The sequence below is a fragment of the Brevibacterium sp. OS20 genome (assembly GCF_056837565.1).
Window position 1 is genome coordinate 2,334,143 of record NZ_CM166367.1, and the last position, 19,927, is coordinate 2,354,069.

15 protein-coding genes are annotated in these 19,927 nt (G+C 65.4%); 5 read left to right on the forward strand and 10 right to left on the reverse strand.

The window, feature by feature from the left end:
* Position 1: 1 nt before the first annotated feature.
* The 3 genes from dusB to ACVZTU_RS10525 all read right to left on the reverse strand — a co-directional run bounded on the left by dusB (position 2) and on the right by ACVZTU_RS10525 (position 3,738).
* A complete protein-coding gene (gene dusB / locus ACVZTU_RS10515; protein ID WP_172169815.1) occupies positions 2-1,189 on the reverse strand; it encodes a tRNA dihydrouridine synthase DusB in 1,188 nt (395 codons plus the stop codon).
* Positions 1,190-1,278: 89 nt separating this feature from the next.
* Positions 1,279-2,955 carry an ATP-binding cassette domain-containing protein gene (locus ACVZTU_RS10520; RefSeq protein ID WP_482400352.1) on the reverse strand — a complete coding sequence of 559 codons (1,677 nt, stop codon included), beginning with the start codon at positions 2,953-2,955 and terminating at the stop codon, positions 1,279-1,281.
* Positions 2,956-3,189: 234 nt separating this feature from the next.
* Positions 3,190-3,738 carry a helix-turn-helix domain-containing protein gene (locus ACVZTU_RS10525; RefSeq protein ID WP_139469824.1) on the reverse strand — a complete coding sequence of 183 codons (549 nt, stop codon included), beginning with the start codon at positions 3,736-3,738 and terminating at the stop codon, positions 3,190-3,192.
* A 61-nt stretch (positions 3,739-3,799) separates the two neighbouring features.
* On the opposite strand from ACVZTU_RS10525, the gene ACVZTU_RS10530 reads away from it, so the two are divergent.
* Positions 3,800-5,188: an L-lactate permease gene (locus ACVZTU_RS10530; RefSeq protein ID WP_482400353.1), complete on the forward strand. Its 1,389-nt coding sequence runs from the start codon at positions 3,800-3,802 to the stop codon at positions 5,186-5,188.
* Between the two features lie 85 nt (positions 5,189-5,273).
* On the opposite strand, the gene ACVZTU_RS10535 is transcribed toward ACVZTU_RS10530, so the two are convergent.
* Complete coding sequence (locus ACVZTU_RS10535; protein WP_172169823.1) at positions 5,274-6,602, reverse strand: M24 family metallopeptidase; 1,329 nt, start codon at positions 6,600-6,602, stop codon at positions 5,274-5,276.
* Between the two features lie 401 nt (positions 6,603-7,003).
* Here ACVZTU_RS10535 and ACVZTU_RS10540 point away from each other — a divergent pair, with 401 nt between their 5' ends.
* Complete coding sequence (locus tag ACVZTU_RS10540) at positions 7,004-7,489, forward strand: Lrp/AsnC family transcriptional regulator (protein ID WP_101547408.1); 486 nt, start codon at positions 7,004-7,006, stop codon at positions 7,487-7,489.
* The gene (locus tag ACVZTU_RS10545; protein WP_169252425.1) at positions 7,486-8,877 is read left to right on the forward strand and encodes an aspartate aminotransferase family protein; all 1,392 of its coding nucleotides are present in this window, start codon (positions 7,486-7,488) and stop codon (positions 8,875-8,877) included. Before ACVZTU_RS10540 ends, ACVZTU_RS10545 begins: the two co-directional genes overlap by 4 nt.
* A gap of 79 nt (positions 8,878-8,956) precedes the next feature.
* On the opposite strand, the gene ACVZTU_RS10550 is transcribed toward ACVZTU_RS10545, so the two are convergent.
* Positions 8,957-10,270 carry a YibE/F family protein gene (locus ACVZTU_RS10550; protein ID WP_180345675.1) on the reverse strand — a complete coding sequence of 438 codons (1,314 nt, stop codon included), beginning with the start codon at positions 10,268-10,270 and terminating at the stop codon, positions 8,957-8,959.
* A gap of 164 nt (positions 10,271-10,434) precedes the next feature.
* On the reverse strand, positions 10,435-11,817 hold the full coding sequence (locus ACVZTU_RS10555) for a glycine--tRNA ligase (RefSeq protein WP_139469819.1): 1,383 nt from the start codon (positions 11,815-11,817) through the stop codon (positions 10,435-10,437).
* 383 nt (positions 11,818-12,200) lie between these two features.
* Between ACVZTU_RS10555 and ACVZTU_RS10560 the strand changes: the two genes are divergently transcribed.
* Positions 12,201-14,006, forward strand: coding sequence for a DEAD/DEAH box helicase (locus ACVZTU_RS10560; RefSeq protein ID WP_482400354.1), 1,806 nt, complete (start codon positions 12,201-12,203; stop codon positions 14,004-14,006).
* Positions 14,007-14,189: 183 nt separating this feature from the next.
* Here ACVZTU_RS10560 and ACVZTU_RS10565 read toward each other — a convergent pair whose 3' ends face one another.
* The 4 genes from ACVZTU_RS10565 to ACVZTU_RS10580 all read right to left on the reverse strand — a co-directional run bounded on the left by ACVZTU_RS10565 (position 14,190) and on the right by ACVZTU_RS10580 (position 19,004).
* Entirely contained in the window at positions 14,190-14,966 is a 777-nt protein-coding gene (locus tag ACVZTU_RS10565) for an isoprenyl transferase (RefSeq protein WP_139469817.1), read from the reverse strand.
* A complete protein-coding gene (gene recO, locus ACVZTU_RS10570) occupies positions 14,963-15,691 on the reverse strand; it encodes a DNA repair protein RecO (RefSeq protein WP_139469816.1) in 729 nt (242 codons plus the stop codon). The genes ACVZTU_RS10565 and recO overlap by 4 nt, the downstream gene beginning before the upstream one ends.
* 78 nt (positions 15,692-15,769) lie before the next feature.
* Entirely contained in the window at positions 15,770-17,533 is a 1,764-nt protein-coding gene (gene leuA / locus ACVZTU_RS10575) for a 2-isopropylmalate synthase (protein WP_139908170.1), read from the reverse strand.
* 193 nt (positions 17,534-17,726) lie between these two features.
* Positions 17,727-19,004, reverse strand: a complete 1,278-nt coding sequence (locus ACVZTU_RS10580; protein ID WP_482400355.1) for a DUF6636 domain-containing protein — start codon at positions 19,002-19,004, stop codon at positions 17,727-17,729.
* A 60-nt stretch (positions 19,005-19,064) separates the two neighbouring features.
* On the opposite strand from ACVZTU_RS10580, the gene ACVZTU_RS10585 reads away from it, so the two are divergent.
* Positions 19,065-19,907, forward strand: coding sequence for a L,D-transpeptidase family protein (locus ACVZTU_RS10585; protein WP_139469813.1), 843 nt, complete (start codon positions 19,065-19,067; stop codon positions 19,905-19,907).
* Positions 19,908-19,927 lie beyond the last annotated feature (20 nt).

Genomic DNA, 19,927 nt, shown 5'->3' on the forward strand with positions numbered 1-19,927 from the left:
CTCATCCTCCTGAGATGTCGAGTTCGGCCTCCGACAGCAGCGACTTCCCGCTGGGATCGAAGATGCGGGAGTCCAACCACCCCTCGGGCAGGTGCGGCTTCTTCGGCCGGGTGGTGCGGCCGCGGGACCCTTCGGCGGCTTCTCCCGGGTAGGGCGCGGTCATGTCGAGCTGGTCGAGCAGTCCGGCGAGTTCCTCGAGAGAGGAGACCATGGCCAGCTGGCTGCGCAGCTCTCCCCCGACGGGGTAGCCCTTGAAGTACCAGGCGATGTGTTTGCGCAGGTCACGGACACCGAGGAATTCGTCCTCGAAGTGATCGACGAGGTATTCGCCGTGTTTGTACACGGCACGAGCCACCTCGGCGAGTCCGGGACGGTGGCGTTCGTCGCTGCCGTTCAGCGCGTTCGCGAGGTCGCCGAACAGCCACGGCCGGCCCTGACAGCCGCGCCCGATGACGACGCCGTCGCAGCCGGTCTTGGCCATCATGTCCAGGGCATCCTCGGCGGCAAAGATATCACCGTTGCCGAGCACCGGAACGGTGTCGCCGAGGTGGTCCTTGAGCCGGGCGATCGCATCCCAGTCCGCGGTCCCCGAGTAGAGATCGGCCGCGGTGCGGCCGTGCAGTGCGACGGCGGCGACGCCGGCGTTGCGCGCGGTCTCGGCGGCGTCGAGGAAGGTCGTGTGGTCAGCGTCGATGCCTTTGCGCATCTTCACGGTCACGGGCACGTCCCGGCGGGCCGCCTCGGTGACGGCCGTGGTGACGATGGATTTGAACAGGTCCTGCTTCCACGGCAGCGCGGAGCCGCCGCCCTTGCGGGTGACCTTGGGGACGGGGCAGCCGAAGTTGAGGTCGATGTGATCGGCGCGGTCCTCTTCGACGAGCATCCGCACGGCCTGGCCCATGGTCACCGGATCGACTCCGTAGAGCTGGACGGAGCGTGGGGTCTCATAGGGCTCGTGGTGAATGATGCGCATCGTCTTCGGATTGCGCTCGACCAGGGCCCGGGTGGTGACCATTTCGGTCACGTACAGGCCGGCGCCGTATTCGCGGCACAGACGGCGGAAGGCCGTGTTCGTGATTCCGGCCATGGGCGCGAGCACGACGGGCGAGGACAGCTCGATGGGCCCGATTCGCAGGGCTGTTTCGGGCTTCGGGGATGCGGCTTCTGGGGCAGGGCTGATGACACTCACGCAACCATTATCCCAGTCAAGTCAAAATCGCACATTCGTCTGCCTCTTCCGCCTGCTTCGCCGCCTCGGCTCGTCCTTATCGCCTCAACTCAATCAACGGCTTCCGTGCGCAGAAATTCCCGCACGTCCCATTCGGTGTCGACGGAGAGTTCGGCGGCGAGCCGGTCGTCGTGGGTGACGATCACCATGGCCCCGCCGAATCCTTCGAGAGCGGTCACCAGCGCCTCGAGGGATGACAGGTCGAGATTGTTGCCCGGTTCGTCGAGGATGAGCAGCTGCGGAGCCGGGTCCTGGAGGAGCCCTGAGGCCAAGGCGACGCGGAAGCGCTCCCCTCCGGACAGGGTCTGACAGATCTGGTCGGTGCGTCCGGCGCGCAGTCCCATGGCCGCGAGCACCTCGTGGACGCGGTGCGGGTCGAGCTGCGGGTTGCCCGCGCGCACTGCCTCCATCACCGTGAGCTCCCCCGGCAGTCGGTACTGCTGGTCGAGGTGAGCCGTCGGCGCGGAGACGGTGATGGCGAGGTCGCCGAAGAGTGCGGCGACCGGCGGACCGGTTTCGGTCCCGACGTGTCCCTCGACCGTGTCGCCCGTGTCCCTGCTCTGTCTGTCCTGGCAGTTGGCAGCCGCCAGGATCGCTGCCAGCAGGGTCGACTTGCCCGCCCCGTTCGGTCCGGTCAGTCGGATCCGCTCGGGACCGACGATCGTCTGGGGTCGTTCGGACCTCGCCGAGGCGGCCGTGGAGATCTCGAGGACCCGTTTGCTCGCGTGGACCTGGGTGTCCGGCAGGTCGAGGCGGACGCTCGAGGACCGGCGCAGCGCATCCTTGGCAGTGGTGAGTTCGTCCCAGGCGGCCGCTTCGTCGGCGGCTTTGTCGCCGCGGCGTTTGGCCGCGGACTTCTCGGCGAAGTTCGTCAGCCCGTTCATCACGATCTTCGGTCGACGTTTGTTCTCTTTGTCCTTCTTGGCCTTCCGGTCGGCTCGAGCGAGTTTCGTCTCCAGTTCGGTCCGTTGGCGCTTCTCGACCTGGTGGGACTTCTTCGCATCCGTGACCTTCTGCTGCTTCGCCTCTTCTTCTGCTGCGACCATGGCTTCGTAGTCGTCGAAGTTCCCTCCGTAGACCCGCAGCCGGTCGGTCATCTCGATGATCGAGGTCATATGCGACAGAAGCGTGCGGTCGTGGGAGATGACCAGGGTCGGTCCGCGCCGTTCGGTGAGCAGGGACGTCAGCAGAGCCCGCCCGTCCTCATCAAGGTTGTTGCTCGGCTCGTCGAGGATCAGCCAGGCTTCACGAACCAGTGCCGCTCGGGCCAGTCCGATGCGTGTGGCCTGTCCACCGGAGAAGCTGCTCAGACTCCGGTCGAGATCGCTGACACTCAGCTGCAGACCGAGTTCGGACAGCGCCGCCAGGGCTCGCTCTTCGATATCCCAATCGTCGCCGATGAGGTCGAAGTCGGCTCCCGTCGCCTCTCCGGCCAGGGCGCGGCCCAGCGCTTGTCGGACGGGGGCGATGTCCAGCGCGGCATCGACCCGCTGCGTCGAATGCGGCAGCAGCTGGTCGATGTAGACGGCGCCATCGGCACCTGTGACGGTTCCTGACGAGGCACTCAGCCGACCGGCGAGGATGCGGGCGAAGGTGGATTTGCCGATTCCGTTGTCGCCGACGAGTCCGACGAGGTCGGCAGGGACAGTGGCTGTGAGTCGGGAGAAGATCTCGGTATCGTCGCCGAGGTGGTAGTCCAGTTCGGACACAGTGATTGCTGCAGGCATGAGGGTCCTCATTTCGTGTACGCAGAAGCGCTGCGGGCCCGTGGCACCCGCAAGTCACGGTATGAGGATTCACTTCACAGCAGAGACGTCCTTGAACGGAAATGGAACATAACAATGATCGCCGAGGCAGCTCGCCCGGTCAAGACCACCCCTTATTGCTACCTGACGGCGGCCCAGCAACCTCGCGCGAGGTTGCTGGGCCGCCGTCAGGTAGCAATAAGGGGTCAGGCAGGTTCAGACGATGATGAGCATGAGTTCGGCGGGCTCGTCGTGAGGGTTGGCCAATTGGTGCGGAACGTCACCGGGAGCCTGGGCGCAGTCACCGGCGTGCAGGGTCGTGCGGCGGTCGATGGTGACGACCTCGATGCTGCCTTTGAGGACGAAGAAGCTCTCACGCGATCCGCTGCGGTGGGCGGCGAAGGCCGAGGTCTCGCTGCGCGGGTCGAGGCGGTAGTGCACGACATCCATGTTCTCGATCGCCGAAGGCAGATCCCGCCGCCAGACCCCCTTGCCGAAGGTCGAGGTCGTGGGGATCGCCTCACTGCGGGTGATCGTGACTTCCGGAGCGGCCAGCAGCTCGCCGACGTCGACGCCGAGGGCGCGGGAGAGACCCATGGCGTTCGATACCGATGTGTCCTGCTCGCCGCGTTCGATCTTCGACAGAGCGGCGCGGGACAGTCCCGCCCTCACCGCGAGCTCATTGAGGGTGAGGTTGTTGTACTTGCGCCGGGCTCTGATGCGGGCGCCGAAGACACGTGCGCCGAGATCCTCTTCTTTCGCCATTGGAGCATCATATTCTATTCTTGGATCATAGAATCACATCTCACAAAGGAAACTTCACCCTATGGCGGCAGTGCTGGCTCTCACACCGATCCTCATTGCCATCGTCCTGCTCCTGCTCAAACAGAGCTCCTGGGTCGCCGCTCTCGCCGGCGCCGTGCTCGCGGCCGGTCTCGTCGCCTTCGTCTTCCCCACCCCCGCCTCGGTGTTGGTGGAATCGGGGATCGACTACTTTCCGCTCATCCTCGAGGTCGCGCTCATCCTGCTCTTCGGCATGCTGCTCGCCCGGCTGCTCGAGTCCGCGGGGTCGATGTCGCAGATCTCGTCCTGGGTCGAGTCGCTGTCACCGGGGCGCCCGCTCGGGGTCGCGCTCGTCGTGTTCGGCATCGTGCCCTTCGCGGAATCGGTCACCGGCTTCGGCATCGGCGTCACCGTCGGGGTGCCGATCCTGCATCATCTCGGCTGCACCCTGCGGCAGTCCGCGATCCTCGGCCTCCTCGGTCTCATCGCGGTGCCGTGGGGTGCCCTGGGACCGGGCACCACCGTCGCAGCGGCGCTGGCCGGACTGGACGTCGACGAGCTCGGTCTGGCCACGGCGTGGATCAATGCGATTCCGGTCATCATCGTCGCGATCGCCGTGGTCGCGATCATGCGCCCGTCCGCCGCCTCGGCGCTGGGGATCATCGGTTCCGGCGCACTCATGTGGGCAGGGATCCTCGCCTCCAGCTCTGTCATCGGCATGGCCCCGTCGGGAATCATCGGCTCCCTGATCGTCATCCTCCTCGTCGGTGTGCTGTTCATGATCCGAAAGAGAGCCACGGGGCTGACGCGCCGCCTCGGCGCGGCCGTTCTGCCCTACGGGGTGCTCACGGTGGGCCTGCTGTTGGCGCGGGCCCTGCACGCCGCGCTGCCGTCGACCCTCACGCAGATCATCGCCTCTCCCCCGTTCTGGCTGGCCGCCGCCTGTCTCATCGCCGCCATCACCGTCGCCGGCAGACGCGATGTCACGGTTGCGGCCGTGCGTTCCTGGGTTCCCATCGGCGTCGGCACCGCCGCATTCATGCTCATGGGTTGGATCATGACGACGACGGGGATGAGCGAGGCGATCGGTTCTCTGCTGCCGGCCGGGCTCATTCTGCTGGCTCCCTGGCTGAATTCCATCGGAGCGGTGCTCACCGGGTCGAACACTGGAGCGAACTCGATGTTCACCGGCACTCTGACCGCGGCCGCCGCATCATCGCATGTTTCGGCCCTGCCGGTCGTCGCGGCCGGAAACGCGGCAGGATCGCTGGCCGCTCTCGCCGCTCCTCCACGGGTGGCGATGGCTGTGCAGATCGCCGATTCATCGGTAGCCGCCTCGGCGAAGGACATCTCCTGGGTGCAGGGCCGAGCACTCGCGGTGGCGGGGATCAACGCCCTTACCCTCGGCCTGTGGATCCAGTTCTTCGCCTGATCGTCGCCGGCGAGTTCGGCTCGGGGATGCGGACGGAGACTGCTGAGGCGGGCAGCCTGTGCCCGAGGCGCGGCCGCGGAACCCCTCAGACGCGGATGATCTCACGCGGGAAATGGGTGAACGGTTCGCAGCCGGTGTCGGTGATGAGCACCGGTTCCGAGAGCTCGATTCCGTAGCCGTTCATCCACATTCCGCCGATGAGGTGGAAGGTCATTCCCGCCTCGAGGATCTGGTCGTCCTCGGTGCGGATCGAGATCGTCCGCTCGCCCCAGTCGGGAGGGTAGCCGATCCCGATCGAGTAGCCCAGGCGACTGGGTTTCTCCAGTCCCGACAGGGCGAGCACGCGATTCCAGGTGCGGGCGAGTTCCGCAGTGGGCACCTCGGGTGCGGCGACGTCGAGGACCGCGGACAGCGCCTCGGCGACAACACCTTCGAGACGGACGAGCTCCTGCTTCGGTCGCCCGGTCACCGCGGTGCGGGCCAGCGGAACATGGTAGCGGCGGTGGACTCCGGCGAGTTCGATGCTCACCGATTCGTCGCGTTCGAACTTCCGATCGGTCCAGCTCAGATGCGGGGTGTCCGCGCTTTCTCCGGTGGGCATGAGCGGGACGATCGAGGGATAGTCACCCCAGACTCCGTCGCCTCCTCGGGTCTGGGCTTCGGAGATCGCGGCCGCCACTTCGTTCTGGCCGACGCCGACGCCGATCGTGCCCAGTGCCGCGTCCATGGCGGCGGTGGTCACCTTTGCGGCCTTGCGCATGAGCGCGATCTCCGCCGGAGACTTGACCGCGCGGATCCAGTTGACGAGCTCGAAGGAGTCGACGAGGCGCCATTCGGGCACGCCGTTGACCAGGGCCCGGAAGGCTCGCGGGGAGAAGAAATGCGAATCCATCTCGACGCCGACCGGAGAGGTGGAGGCACGGGCGACCTCCCACCGTTGGCGCAGGGCGAAGGCGACCCAGTCGAAGGGGTGGATATGCGGACGCTGCACATACCGTTCGGGATAGCCGACGATGTCCTCCGGCGGCAGCCAGGAGGTATGCGAGGCTCCCCGTGCGTCCATATCGCGCATGAACAGCGTCATCGGTCCCGACGACGGCACGAAGAGCAGCTGCGGGGTGTAGAACGACCACGCGTTGTAGCCGGTGAGATAGTAGATGTTCGCCGGGTCGGTGACGATGAGCGCGGCCAAGCCCTGGTCGACCATCCGGTTGCGCACCGAAGCGATCCGCCCGAGGTACTCCTCGGCGCTGAACGACAGTTCGTTCGCACCGATCGTATCGACCTCGCCGGGAACCGGCTGCGGGCGCGCCTTGACCTCTTTGCCGGCCTGCCCCTGCTCGGCTCCGGGACGCATCCCGTACACATCCGGGCGATTGTCATCGCCGCCGTAGAACAGCTCACCCTCATTCATGATCCCAGTGTGGTGATCTCGCTCACATACTGTCAATCACTGTCCATGCGCGTGTTGTCGGCGGTCTGCCGATCCGCGCACCCGCGGGGATCGGCGGGCTTTCGCAACGGCGGTTCGCAGTCCTTCGCAACAGGGATCCGGGCAACCGCCGACGCCGGGCCAGGCAACCCTCGAACCGCCACTTCGGGTGGTCGGCGAACGGCGGTTCCGGGCGGTCGGCGAACGGCGGATCCGGGCGCCGCGGAAACGGCACTCGACATGGATACCCGTCGGCCGCCTCGGCGATATTGACGAATCCAGAACCAAACATTTTCAGTTTCGACTGAATTCGCATACACAACAGCGCATTTCAGCAGATTCGGTGATAGATTGTTCTGAGACGCACATCACGGAGGTGAAGAATGGACCCGCTTCTGCCGAACGGCAGCGGTTCCCGACTGGGGAATCTCGACGAGAAATCTAAGGCGATCATCGTCGAGCTGCAGCACGACGGAAGGAAATCCTATTCGGCCATCGGCAAGTCCGTCGGCCTGTCCGAGGCCGCCGTGCGCCAGCGGGTGTCGCGGCTCATCGATTCGGGTGTCATGGAGATCGTCGCCGTGACCGACCCGCTGAGTCTGGGATTCGCGCGGCAGGCGATGGTGGGGCTCAAGGTCCGCGGGGATATCTCCGCGGTCGCCGAGAAGCTGCACGACTACGACGAGATCGACTACCTCGTCGTCACCGCCGGTTCGTTCGACCTCCTGGTCGAGATCGTGTGTGAATCGGATCGGCATCTGATCGAGTTCGTCAATGAGGAGCTCCGCTCGATCGATGCCGTCGTGGATACGGAGCTCTTCATGTACCTCTCACTCGAAAAGCAGAAATACAACTGGGGGACGCGATGACAGACAATGTCACCAGGGCCGGCACTCCTTATCAGGATGCCATCCGCAACAACGTGTGGATGCACATGTCACCACACCAAGCACTGTTCAACGGTGGTGAGGCGCCGGTCATCGTACGCGGCGAGGGTCACCACATCTTCGACGACAAGGGCAAGAAGTACCTCGACGGCCTCGCCGGCCTGTTCACCGTTCAGGTGGGCCACGGTCGTGAGCAGATCGCGAAGGCGATGTATGACCAGACGCTCAAGCTGCCGTTCATGCCGCTGTGGTCGTACGCCCACCCGCAGGCGATCGAGGTCTCGGAACGTCTGGCCAGCTATGCGCCGGGCGATCTCAACCGGGTCTTCCTCACATCCGGCGGCGGCGACTCGGTCGAGTCGGCGATGAAGCTGGCGAAGAACTACTTCAAGCTCGTCGGCAAACCCGGCAAGCACAAGATCATCTCGCGGGCGACCGCCTACCACGGCACGCCGCACGGTGCGCTGTCGGTGACCTCGCTGCCGGGTCTGCGGGAGCAGTTCGCTCCGCTGGTCCCCGGTGCGCACAAGGTGCCGAACACGAACTTCTACCGGGCACCTGAGCACCTCGCCCACGATGAGAAGGCCTTCGGCCGCTGGGCCGCCGATCGCATCGGTGAGGCCATCGAGTTCGAAGGTGCCGACTCCGTGGCCGCCGTCTTCCTCGAGCCCGTGCAGAACTCCGGCGGCTGCTTCCCGCCGCCTCCCGGATACTTCGAGCGGGTCCGCGAGATCTGCGACGAGTACGATGTGCTGCTGGTCTCGGACGAAACGATCTGCGCCTACGGCCGCATCGGCGACATGTTCGCCTGCAACGACTTCGGCTATGTTCCCGACATCATCACCTCGGCCAAGGGCATCACCTCCGGGTATGCACCGCTGGGTGCGATGATCGCCTCCGATCGGCTCTTCGAGCCCTTCGGCCCCGGCGGAGACGAGACCTTCTACCACGGCTACACCTTCGGCGGTCACCCCGTCGCCTGTGCCGCGGCGATGGCGAACTTCGACGTCTTCGAAGAGGAGAAGCTCAACGACCACGTGCACGAGAATGCTGCGGCGTTCAAGTTCACGCTCGAGAAGCTCAAGGACCTGCCGATCGTCGGCGACGTCCGCGGTGAGGGATTCTTCTACGGAATCGAACTCGTCAAGGACAAGGACACGAAGGAATCGTTCACCGAAGAGGAGTCCGAGCGGATCCTCAAGAACTTCGTGTCGGCGAAGATGTACGACAGCGGTCTGTACTGCCGCGCCGACGACCGCGGCGACCCGGTCATCCAACTCTCGCCTCCGCTGACCGTCGGTCAGAACGAGTTCGACGAGATGGAGCAGATCATCCGCGGCGTCCTGCAGGAAGCCTGGACAATGTTCTGACCCCAATTGCTACCTGACGGCGGCCCAGCAACCTCGCGCGAGGTTGCTGGGCCGCCGTCAGGTAGTTCCGGGGCTAAGTTCAGCGGTTCTGGTCGCGTTCACGGGCCTCGCGACGGGTCATCGGCGGCCGCTCCTCGGCGGGGTCCGCCGCCGTGATCGTGCCTGGGTCTGCAGCCGTGATCGTGCCGGGCGCAGCAGCGGATCCGGTGGTCCGCCTCGGCGGTCGCACTCCCGATTTCACCACGAGGACACCGAGTCCGGTCGTCAGCGGAATCGCGATGACCAGACCGATCGAGCACACGAGGATGCTCACCACCTCGACCGACATGTCTCCGAGTGTGAACGTGTCGAACAGCGGCTGATCGTGCGCGGAGACGATGATGAGCGTCATCAGCGCCGAGCCCACATACGCGAACGTGATCGTATAGACGGTCGAGGCGATGTGGTCACGCCCGATGCGCATCGCCCGGGAGAACAGCTGACCGGGCTTCATCTCCGGGGCAGCGGCTGCCAGCTCCCACACCGCCGAAGCCTGTGTGATCGTGACGTCATTGAGCACTCCGAGTCCGGTGATGAGGATCGCGCACACGATGATGTCGGTCATCCCCAGATCGGTCGTATCGACAAGCAGATACCCGTCCTCCGAATAGGCGATGCCCAGATTCGCCCAGGACGTCATCCACGCACCCAGGATGCCCGTGATGACGATGCCGAGCACCGTTCCGAACAGCGCCGTCGACGTCCGCGTCGAGATTCCGTGTGCCAGGTAGAGCGCGATGACCATGATCAGGCTCGCCGAGACCATCGCCACCAGCACCGGCGGTTTGCCGTCGAGCATCGCCGGAAGCATGAAGACGAACAGCACGGCACCGGCGAAGCCGAGTCCGATGAGTGCGCGCAGTCCGCGCAGACCGGCGACGAGGAGGACGACGATCCCGTAGATGATCGCCAGGGCGAGCATCGGCACGTTCCGGTCGAAATCGATGAACACGTAGTCGGTGCCCATCTCCGCCCGGTCCGGTGACTTCGTGAAGTCGAGGACCTTGATCGTGTCTCCGACATCGACGCCGGCCTTGACAGCGTCGGGGGTGACGTAGAGGCTGCCTTCCTGCCCGTCCGCCTCCACGGTGTATGTCGTGCAGTCGGCGCGGACCATCGGGTCCGTCTCCCCAGGGTCGCAGTCCGAAGCGTCGACGGCGGTGACGGTGACCTTCGTGTCGGTGGTCCCCTCGGCCGTGTTCGTCGTCGGCCCGCCACCGGGCAGATCCTTGTCGGGTCCCGACGGCCACAGTACGAAGAGTCCGGCGATCGTGACGACGATGAGCGGGATGAGGCAGGCGAGCATGATCAGACGAACCTTCGGCGAGGCCTTCGGTTCGTGTGTGGACGTCATATGCATGGCGATCCTTCAGGGACGGCTGACCGGACAGATGCGGGGCGGTCGACCAGGGCGGAATGGCGGCTGGTGCTCACCGAGGCAGCCAGCCCAGAACTACCTGACGGCGGCCCAGCAACCTGGCGCCAGGTTGCTGGGCCGCCGTCAGGTAGTAATTGGGGTCAGGCTCCGGCGAGGTGGTCGGCCAGGTAGTTCTCCACCTGATCGATGCTCACGCGCTCCTGGCTCATGTCATCACGCTTGCGAATCGTCACTGCCTGATCATCGAGGGTGTCGAAGTCGACGGTGATGCACAGCGGCGTTCCGATCTCGTCCTGGCGACGGTAGCGACGGCCGATGGCACCGGCATCATCGAAGTCGATGTTCCAGCGTCGACGCAGCGTCGCAGCGAGATCCTTCGCCGCCGGTGTCAGCTTCTCGTTGCGGCTCAACGGCAGCACCGCAGCCTTGACCGGGGCCAGACGCGGATCAAGCTTGAGCACGACGCGCTTGTCGACGCCGCCCTTCGTGTTCGGCGCCTCGTCCTCGCTGTAGGCCTCGACGAGGAAGGCCATCATCGACCGGGTCAGGCCGAAGGAGGGTTCGATGACATATGGGGTGTAGCGGTCTCCGCTGGCCTGGTCGAAGTACTGCAGCTTCGCCCCCGAGACCTCCGTGTGAGTGCCGAGGTCGTAGTCGGTGCGGTTGGCCACACCCATCAGCTCGCCCCACTCGGACCCCTGGAAGCCGAAGCGGTATTCGATGTCGATGGTGCCCGCCGAATAGTGCGCACGGTCCTCGGCGGGAACGTCGAGGCGGCGGACGTTGTCTTCGGAGATGCCGAGATCGAGGAACCAGGACCAGCAGTCTTCGACCCACTGCTTGTAGTAGTCATCGGCCTCGTCCGGGTGGACGAAGTACTCGATCTCCATCTGCTCGAACTCACGGGTGCGGAAGATGAAGTTGCCGGGGGTGATCTCGTTGCGGAAGGCCTTGCCGATCTGGCCGATGCCGAACGGCGGCTTCTTCCTGGCGGCGGTGAGCACATTGTTGAAGTTCACGAAGATGCCCTGCGCGGTCTCCGGACGCAGGTAGTGGAGCCCGGCTTCGGAGTCGACGGGTCCGAGGAAGGTCTTGACCAGACCGGAGAACTCCTGCGGCTCGGTCCACTGACCGCGGGTTCCGCAGTCGGGGCAGACGATATCGGCCATGCCGTTCTCCGGAGCCTTCTTGTTCTTCGCCTCATACGCCTCGACGAGGTGGTCCTCGCGGTGGCGCTTGTGGCAGTTGAGGCACTCGACGAGAGGATCGACGAAGGTGGCGACGTGGCCGGAGGCTTCCCAGACGCGCTTGGGCAGGATGATCGAGGAGTCGAGGCCGACGACGTCTTCGCGACCGCGCACGAACTGCTGCCACCACTGGGCCTTGATATTGTCCTTGAGCTCCACACCCAAGGGCCCGTAGTCCCATGCCGAGCGGGAACCGCCGTAGATCTCTCCTGCTTGGAAGACGAATCCTCTGCGCTTGGCCAGGGCGATGACGGCATCCAACTTGGACTGTGCCACTAGTTCTCTCCTTGTTTCAGTTCGCCGACGGCCGGCTGCCGTGGCTCGCAGGTACCAGCCTAACTGGTCACGCCTTCGCTTCCTCAACGCCGACCCGACCCTCCCTGACACCCGACCTCGGCAACGGCAGGAGACCACCGGAGGCGACTGATCTCACACTCGGATTCCCACTCCGGGACCGCCTCGGCGAGGGTGTGGCATGTAGACTTGGGGTACACCCAAACCTTTCTCCGTACCGACGTCTTCACGTCTGTCCAAGCGAGTTCTTGGATCTCTACGGTTTCGGCCCGGATTGCTCACGATGATTGCACAAGCGGCCGCAGGGTAGATCGCCACTACAGTCATCTGCGATCAAGTGTGTGCCGACGTGAGAGAGATCACTCATGACCGATGTGTCCGCAAACGACGAAACCACTCCGAGATTCTCCGAACTGGGACTCCACCCGCTCGTGCTCAAGGCCGTAGAGGCGCAGGGCTACGAGATCCCCACCCCCATCCAGGCCGAGACGATCCCGACCCTCCTGTCGGGCCGTGACGTCATCGGTCTGGCCCAGACCGGAACCGGCAAGACCGCGGCTTTCGCCCTGCCGGCCCTGTCCGACCTCGCCGAGGCGGGGCGCGCCGACCACGGCCCGTTCGCCCTCGTACTCACCCCCACCCGCGAACTCGCGATCCAGGTCGCCGAGGCGTTCACCTCCTACGCCACGGAACTGTCCGACTTCTCCGTGCTCCCGATCTACGGAGGTCAGGCCTACGGCCCGCAGCTGGCCGGTCTGCGCCGTGGCGCGCAGGTCGTCGTCGGCACCCCCGGTCGCGTCATCGACCACCTCAAGAAGGGATCGCTCAAACTCGGCAGCCTCAAGCACCTCATCCTCGATGAGGCCGACGAGATGCTCAAGATGGGCTTCGCCGAAGACATCGAAGAGATCTTCAGCCAGGTCGGTCCCGACCGTCAGGTGGCACTGTTCTCTGCCACCATGCCGTCCTCGATCCACCGGATCACCGGCAAGTACCTGGACGACCCAAAGGAAGTCCGGATCGCTGCGAAGTCGCAGACCGGCGCGAACATCCGCCAGCGCTACTTCATGGTTCAGCACTCGCACAAGCTCGATGCGCTGACCCGGATCCTCGAGGTCGAGGAGTACGAGGGCATCATCATGTTCGTGCGTACCAAGCAGGCCACCGAGGAGCTGGCCGAGAAGCTGCGTGCCCGCGGGTTCAAGACCGCCGCGATCAACGGCGACATCCCGCAGCAGGCACGTGAGCGCACGATCGACATGCTGCGCGAGGCGAAGATCGACATCCTCGTCGCCACCGATGTGGCCGCCCGCGGTCTCGACGTCGAGCGCATCACGCTCGTCGTCAACTACGACATCCCGCACGACACCGAATCCTACGTCCACCGCATCGGCCGCACCGGTCGTGCCGGACGCTCCGGTGAGGCGATCCTCTTCGTCACTCCGCGCGAGCAGCGCATGCTCGGCTCCATCGAGCGCGCCACGAAGCAGAAGGTCGAACCGCTGACCCTGCCCAGCGTCGAAGAGCTGACGAACACTCGCGTCGACAAGTTCACGAAGCGCATCGACGATGTGCTCGCGCAGACCGAACTGTCCGAACTCACCGACGTCATCGAGGCGTACTCGCTCTCCCGTGATGTGCCGGCCTCGAACATCGCCGCCGCGCTGGCGTCCCTCGTCCTCGAGTCGAATACGCTCAAGGCCGAGCCGATGCCCGAACCGGCACGTCGTCAGGGACGAGACCGTGACCGCGACGGCGGTCGTGACGGCGGCCGTCCGGGCCGTGGCGGACGTGCCCGTGATGAGAACATGACGACCTACCGTCTGGCCCTGGGACGAAACGAGCGCCTGCAGCCGGGCGCCGTCGTCGGTGCGATCGCGAACGAAGGTGGAATCACCTCGAAGCAGATCGGCCATATCGACATCCGTTCGAACCACACGCTCGTCGACCTGCCCAAGGACCTCGACCCGTCGGTGCTGCGCAAGCTCTCCCACACCGAGATCCAGGGCCGGCCCATCGATATCCGTCCGGATTCCGGTCGCCCGGGACGCCCGTTCAAGAAGCGCAACTTCGACAAGCAGCCCGGTGACGGCCGCAACTTCCGCGGTGATCGCCGAGGCGGCGGCAAGAAGTTCGGCGGACGCGGCGACCGCTCCCGCGACCACTACTGAACCGATCGTGTCATGACCGTGACTCCCCCGGAGTCGTGAGAACGGTGAAGCGCCGATCCGGCCGAAACCATGACGAGGGCCCCGCAGCAAGATGCTGCGGGGCCCTCGTCGTCAGCAGAGTGGAACGGGCCGGCCGAGCCTCAGAAGCCCGTGGAAGCTGCGACTCAGTCCTCAGCCTTCGCGTCAGGCCGTAGGCGTGTCGACGGCGCCGCCGAAGCGACGGTCGCGGCGGGCGTACTCTTCGATCGCCGCCCACAGGGTGCGCCGATCGACATCGGGCCACAGCACATCCTGGAAGACCATCTCGGCATAGGCTGACTGCCAGAGCAGGAAGTTCGAGGTCCGCTGCTCCCCCGAGGACCGCATGAACAGGTCGACGTCGGGCACGATGGGTGCGTAGAGGCGGGAGCGGACGGTCTTCTCCGAGACCTTGCCGGGTTTGAGCTTCCCGGCGGCCACCTCGGCGGTGATCTCATTGATCGCGTCGACGATCTCGGAGCGTCCGCCGTAGTTCACGCAGAACTGGAGCACGAGACCGGTGTTGTTCTTCGTCATCTCCGCGGCGGTCTCGAGTTCGTCGATGACCGAACGCCACAGCCGTCCGCGCCGGCCGGACCACACGATCCGCACGCCCAGGGCGTTGAGCTCATCGCGACGGCGGCGGATGACATCACGGTTGAACCCCATGAGGAAGCGCACCTCTTCGGGTGAGCGCTTCCAGTTCTCCGTCGAGAACGCATACGCCGACAGATAGTCCACGCCGACCTCGATCGCACCGTGGATGACGTCGAGCAGCGAAGCTTCCCCGGCTCTGTGCCCTTCCGTGCGCGGCAGCCCCCGCTGATTCGCCCACCGACCGTTGCCGTCCATGACGATCGCGACGTGCCGGGGCACGAACTTCGCGTCGATGCGCGGAGGTCTCGCTCCGCTGGGGTGGGCCGGTGGTGCGGGGTAGCTCATGTGCTCTCCAGAATTCTCAGTGATCGGATATTGCGCTCGAGGTGCCAGGACACCCAGTCCGAGACCAGCTTCGACCCGTCGATCTGATCGTGCAGGTCGGAGGCCTCGGCACGCTCCCAGTCGCCGGACAGGAGCGCGGCCATATGTTCGAGCGCATCGGTGTCGGGCAGCGCGGCACCGGAGGGGCGACAGTTCGTGCACACGGCCCCGCCCAAGGCTGCGGAGAACGCGCGGTGGGGTCCGGGATTCCCGCACTGGGCGCAGTCGAGCAGGCTCGGTGCCCACCCGGCCACGGACATCGCGCGCAGCAGGTACGCATCGAGGGACAGCCTCGGCGGGTGTTCGCGGTTGCACAGCGAACGGATGGCAGAGACGAGGAGGAGGAAATGCGTGCGGGACTGGGGTTCGGCTTCGGTGATGCTGCGCGCCGTTTCGGCCATCACCGAGGCGGCCGAATAGACATCGAAGTCCGTGGCGATTCCGCGGGCGAAGGGTTCGACGAGTTCGACCTGGGTGACGATGTCGAGGCTGCGCCCGACATGGCATTGCAGGTCGACGAGCATAAAGGGTTCGAGGCGGGAGCCGAACCGCGATTTCGTCCGGCGCACCCCCTTCGCGACGGCGCGGACGAGGCCGTGGCTGCGAGTGAGCACGGTGACGATGCGGTCGGCTTCGCCGAGTTTGTGCCCCTGGAGCACGATGCCTTCATCACGATAGTTGTGCACCCGCCCATTATCGCTTAAGCGCGGCGGGGAATCACCCCGCCGCGCTTAAGCGACTTCTGTGAGATCGACCGCGCAGCCTCAGCTCTGGCGGTCGCGAGCCGCACGGTTGACGGCTGAGACGACGGCCTTGAGCGAGGCCTTCGTGATGTTCGGGTGCAGACCGGCGCCCCAGACGACGCGGTCTTCGACGGCGAGTTCGACATAGGCTGCGGCGTTGGTGTCAGCGCCGGAGCCGATGGCGTGCTCGGAGTAGTCCTGGAGTCGCACGTCGACGTCGAACTGGTCGATGAGGATCTTCACCAGCGCGTCGATCGGTCCGTTGCCGCGCCCTTCGTAGGTGCGTTCCTGACCGTCGACGATGAGGTCGACCTCGATGCGCTCCGCCGACGAGCCGGCACCGTCGACATTGCCCGATTCGGTGCGCAGACCGACGATCTGAAAGCGGCCCCAGGCCTTCTCGGGATCTTCGGCGGGCAGGTATTCGTAGTTGAAGATGCGGCGGATCTCCTCGGCGGTGACCTCGCCGCCGGCTTCGGTGTGCTGCTGCACGGCGCGGGAGAATTCGACCTGCATCCGACGCGGCAGGTCGAGTCCGTACTCGCTCTTGAGCAGGTAGGTCACTCCGCCCTTGCCGGACTGCGAGTTCACACGGATGATCGCCTCGTAGCTGCGGCCGAGGTCCTTCGGGTCGACCGGCAGGTAGGGCATGTCCCATTCCATGAGGTCGACGGGGGTGCCCTGGGCGTGCGCCTTCTTCTCACGATCGGCGAAGGCTTTGTTGATCGCGTCCTGGTGCGAGCCCGAGAACGAGGTGAAGACGAGGTCGCCTCCGTAGGGGTGACGTTCGTGGACACCGATCTGGTTGCATTCGGTGACGGTGTGGATGACCTCGTCGATATCGGAGAAGTCGAGCTCCGGGTCGATGCCCTGCGTGTACAGGTTGAGAGCGACGGTGACGAGATCGAGGTTGCCGGTGCGCTCACCGTTGCCGAACAGGCAGCCTTCGATGCGGTCGGCGCCGGCCATCATTCCCATCTCCGCAGCGGCCACGCCGGTGCCCCGGTCGTTGTGCGGGTGCAGGGACACGGCCACTTCGTCGCGGTAGGGCATATTGCGGCAGAACCATTCGATCTGGTCCGCGTAGGTGTTCGGTGTGCCGCGTTCGACCGTGGCCGGCAGGTTGACGACGGTCTCGCGGCCGGCTGCCGGCTGCCACATGTCGAGGACGCTGCCGACGATGTCGAGGGCGAACTCGGGTTCGGTGTCGACGAAGATCTCCGGCGAATACTGGTAGCCGAAGTCCGCGTCGGACAGCAGAGTCTCGGCGTGCTTCATCACGGCCTGAGTGCCCTGCAATGCGATATCGCGAGTCTGGTCGAAGCCGTCTCCGTCGAAGCCGAAGACGACCTTGCGGAAGACCGGCGCGGTTGCGTTGTAGAGGTGCACGGTGGGCATCTTCGCGCCGACGAGGGATTCGACGGTGCGTTCGATGAGGTCCTCACGAGCCTGCGTGAGCACGGAGATCCGGACGTCATCGGGAATCGCGTCCTGTTCGATGATCTCGCGGACGAAGTCGAAGTCGACCTGGCTGGCGGCCGGGAATCCGACCTCGATCTCCTTGAAGCCGAGCTTGACGAGCAGATCGAACATCTTGCGTTTGCGGTCCGGGGTCATCGGATCGATGAGCGCTTGGTTGCCGTCGCGCAGGTCGGTGCTCAGCCAGCGAGGCGCCTTGCTGATGATCTGGTCGGGCCAGGTGCGATCGCGCATATCCAGCGCGATGCGGTCCTGGAACGACTTGTACTTGCCGAACGGCATGGGAGAAGGCTTCTGCAGTTTCATTGTTCCTCTAACTTAAGTTTCTCAGCGCTTGACCAGCATACGAGGACTCCGCGACGAGCGTGCTGTCCGTTCAGGACTCGTCGCGGCAAGGAAGGAGGAGGAACCTATGAGCCACACGATCACCGTAGCCCCCCTTCCGCGATCCGTCCGAATTCCGTCCACATCCTAAGATCGCCGAGGCGGCTCCCGGCTCCTACTTGAGGAAGTCGACCGAGGCGCGGCGGACGTTGAATCCGACTCCGGTGTCGTCGGATTTGCAGGTCATGCCCTCTTCGCTGGAGGTGCAGGTCATCCCCGCCGCGGAGATCGAATCCCCGTAGCCGAGGACACGTGCCGGGCCGTTGCTCTCGGGAGCCTCGACGCAGGAGAAGCCTGAGCCTTCCTTGTTCGCCACGACGATGGAGCCCCAGTCGTCGAGCTTGCAGTCGTCGGGCTTCTCCGGTGGTGAGTACTCGTAGTCCTTGATCACGCAGCGCACTCGTTCGGAGTCGATGGTGCAGGCGATATTCCCCGACGGGGATGTGAAGGTCTCTTCGGCGACGGGAGCCTCCGAGCTGCCCGAATCGGACGGCTCGGGATCATCGGTCTGACCGATCGACGGTTCGTCCGTGGGTCCGACGGTGGTGGTGTCGTCACCCTGGGTGGAGTCCCAGACGATATAGCCGACGATGCCGAGGGCAAGGATGAGCGCGATGGCAGCGAGCACCCACAGCCACGCGGGGACCTTCTTCGTATCATTTCGCCGACCATAGGGGTCGTGCGGGCCGCCGGGATTCCCCGGTCCGCCGGGTCCTCCCGGTCCGCCGGGTCCTCCGGGACCGGCAGGTCCGCCCGGCGCATAGCCGGCGGCATAGGCACCGCTGTAGGCGGGAGCGTGGCCCGCCTGCCCGTATCCGGGCCCCGCGGGGCGACCGGTGCCGGGCTGAGCGTGATCGGGTCCCGCCGGCGACTGCACCGGCCCGGCAGCCTGCGGCTGAGATGCTGCGGCATGACCGGCGGCACCGAACTCTCCGCCCCACTGCCCCTGGTGCGGCTGAGGATCTCCCTGATGCGGGTGTGATTCGGGCTGCTGCGAATGCGGCTCGGCCCGGTGCGCGTCCGCAGGCGCCGGCTGCGAGCCGGGCAGCGGGTTCCACTGCTTCGGAGCCGAGGGAGCCTCCGCAGCGGCGATATCGTCGGAGTTCACCTTGCGCGGCGCGGCCGGCAGCCCTCCCGTCTGATATCCATCGGCGGCGGCCAGTCCGCGCAGCTCTTCGAGGCTGAGCACCTCGGTGGCATCGGTGCCGTCGGATTCGACCATCGACCGCAGCCTCTGCAGTTCTGCGGGAGTGAGTGCTTGGGTGGAGCCATCAGCGGCCGCGGACTCATCCTCGCCGATGAACAACTGGGTTGTGATCGACTCCGGAGACTCCTCGGCCGGCTTCCGACGCCCGGGGCGCGGAGGATGGTTCGGCACAGGTGGAATGCTCATGGTGTCATTTTCGCATAGTCGCTACCGGCGAGTTCTCATGCTTCGTGAGATGATGACCTCATGTCCGATGGAGTCCTCCGGCGCGCGGGAGTGCCCGCGCTTCTCGCCTGCGCTCTGCTGGTGACCGCCTGCGGGGCCGATGCCGACGACGGCCCGGACGATCCCTCGGCGGTCGAGTCCGCCGGTTTCGCCGCTCCGGCACAGCAGACGAGATTCGGTGATTTCGCAGCCCCGGCCCAGGACTCCCCCACCGGCGCCGACTCAGATTCGACTGCATCCGATCAGCCCGCCACCGAGGCGACCGGACCGGTCCACCCCGTCCCTGTCCCCGGTCTGGCGAAGGAGTTCACCGACCAGATCCCGGCAGAGACCTCGCAGGTCCTCGTCGCGACCTCGCCGACAGCCGCTTCGGAGAAGTCGAGCCTGAGCTTCTATGAGTTCACGGACAAGAAATGGAAGAAGCTCAAGACCTTCGACACCCACAACGGCTCCAAAGGATGGCTGAAGGATCGCCGCGAGGGCGATAAGACCACCCCGATCGGAGTGTTCACACTCAGCGACGCGGGCGGTTTCAAGGCAAACCCGGGCACCGACCTGCCGTACACCCAAGACAATCGTCTGCCCTCCTCGGCGACGGTGGCCTATGGGGCGGACTACAAATCGGTCTTCGACTACATCATCGCCATCGACTACAACCGCAGACCCGGCACTCCGCCGACGGACAAGACCCGACCGATGGGCTGGGACAAGGGCGGCGGAATCTGGCTGCACCTCGACCACGATTCCGGCACGAACGGCTGCGTCACCCTCGACGAGGCGGACCTCAAGTGGATCATGCGCACCATCGATCCGGACGCTCACCCGCGCATCGCCATGGGGCCGGCACCCGAAGTCAAGAAATAGCAGAGCCGAAGAAGCAGAAG

Bases quoted from the DNA above. Each gene is read 5' to 3' on its own strand.
- ACVZTU_RS10520 (WP_482400352.1), bottom strand. From the start codon at position 2,955: ATGCCTGCAGCAATCACTGTGTCCGAACTGGACTACCACCTCGGCGAC.
- ACVZTU_RS10525 (WP_139469824.1), bottom strand. From the start codon at position 3,738: ATGGCGAAAGAAGAGGATCTCGGCGCACGTGTCTTCGGCGCCCGCATC.
- ACVZTU_RS10530 (WP_482400353.1), top strand. From the start codon at position 3,800: ATGGCGGCAGTGCTGGCTCTCACACCGATCCTCATTGCCATCGTCCTG.
- ACVZTU_RS10535 (WP_172169823.1), bottom strand. From the start codon at position 6,602: ATGAATGAGGGTGAGCTGTTCTACGGCGGCGATGACAATCGCCCGGAT.
- ACVZTU_RS10540 (WP_101547408.1), top strand. From the start codon at position 7,004: ATGGACCCGCTTCTGCCGAACGGCAGCGGTTCCCGACTGGGGAATCTC.
- ACVZTU_RS10545 (WP_169252425.1), top strand. From the start codon at position 7,486: ATGACAGACAATGTCACCAGGGCCGGCACTCCTTATCAGGATGCCATC.
- ACVZTU_RS10550 (WP_180345675.1), bottom strand. From the start codon at position 10,270: ATGACGTCCACACACGAACCGAAGGCCTCGCCGAAGGTTCGTCTGATC.
- ACVZTU_RS10560 (WP_482400354.1), top strand. From the start codon at position 12,201: ATGACCGATGTGTCCGCAAACGACGAAACCACTCCGAGATTCTCCGAA.
- ACVZTU_RS10565 (WP_139469817.1), bottom strand. From the start codon at position 14,966: ATGAGCTACCCCGCACCACCGGCCCACCCCAGCGGAGCGAGACCTCCG.
- leuA (WP_139908170.1), bottom strand. From the start codon at position 17,533: ATGAAACTGCAGAAGCCTTCTCCCATGCCGTTCGGCAAGTACAAGTCG.
- ACVZTU_RS10580 (WP_482400355.1), bottom strand. From the start codon at position 19,004: ATGAGCATTCCACCTGTGCCGAACCATCCTCCGCGCCCCGGGCGTCGG.
- ACVZTU_RS10585 (WP_139469813.1), top strand. From the start codon at position 19,065: ATGTCCGATGGAGTCCTCCGGCGCGCGGGAGTGCCCGCGCTTCTCGCC.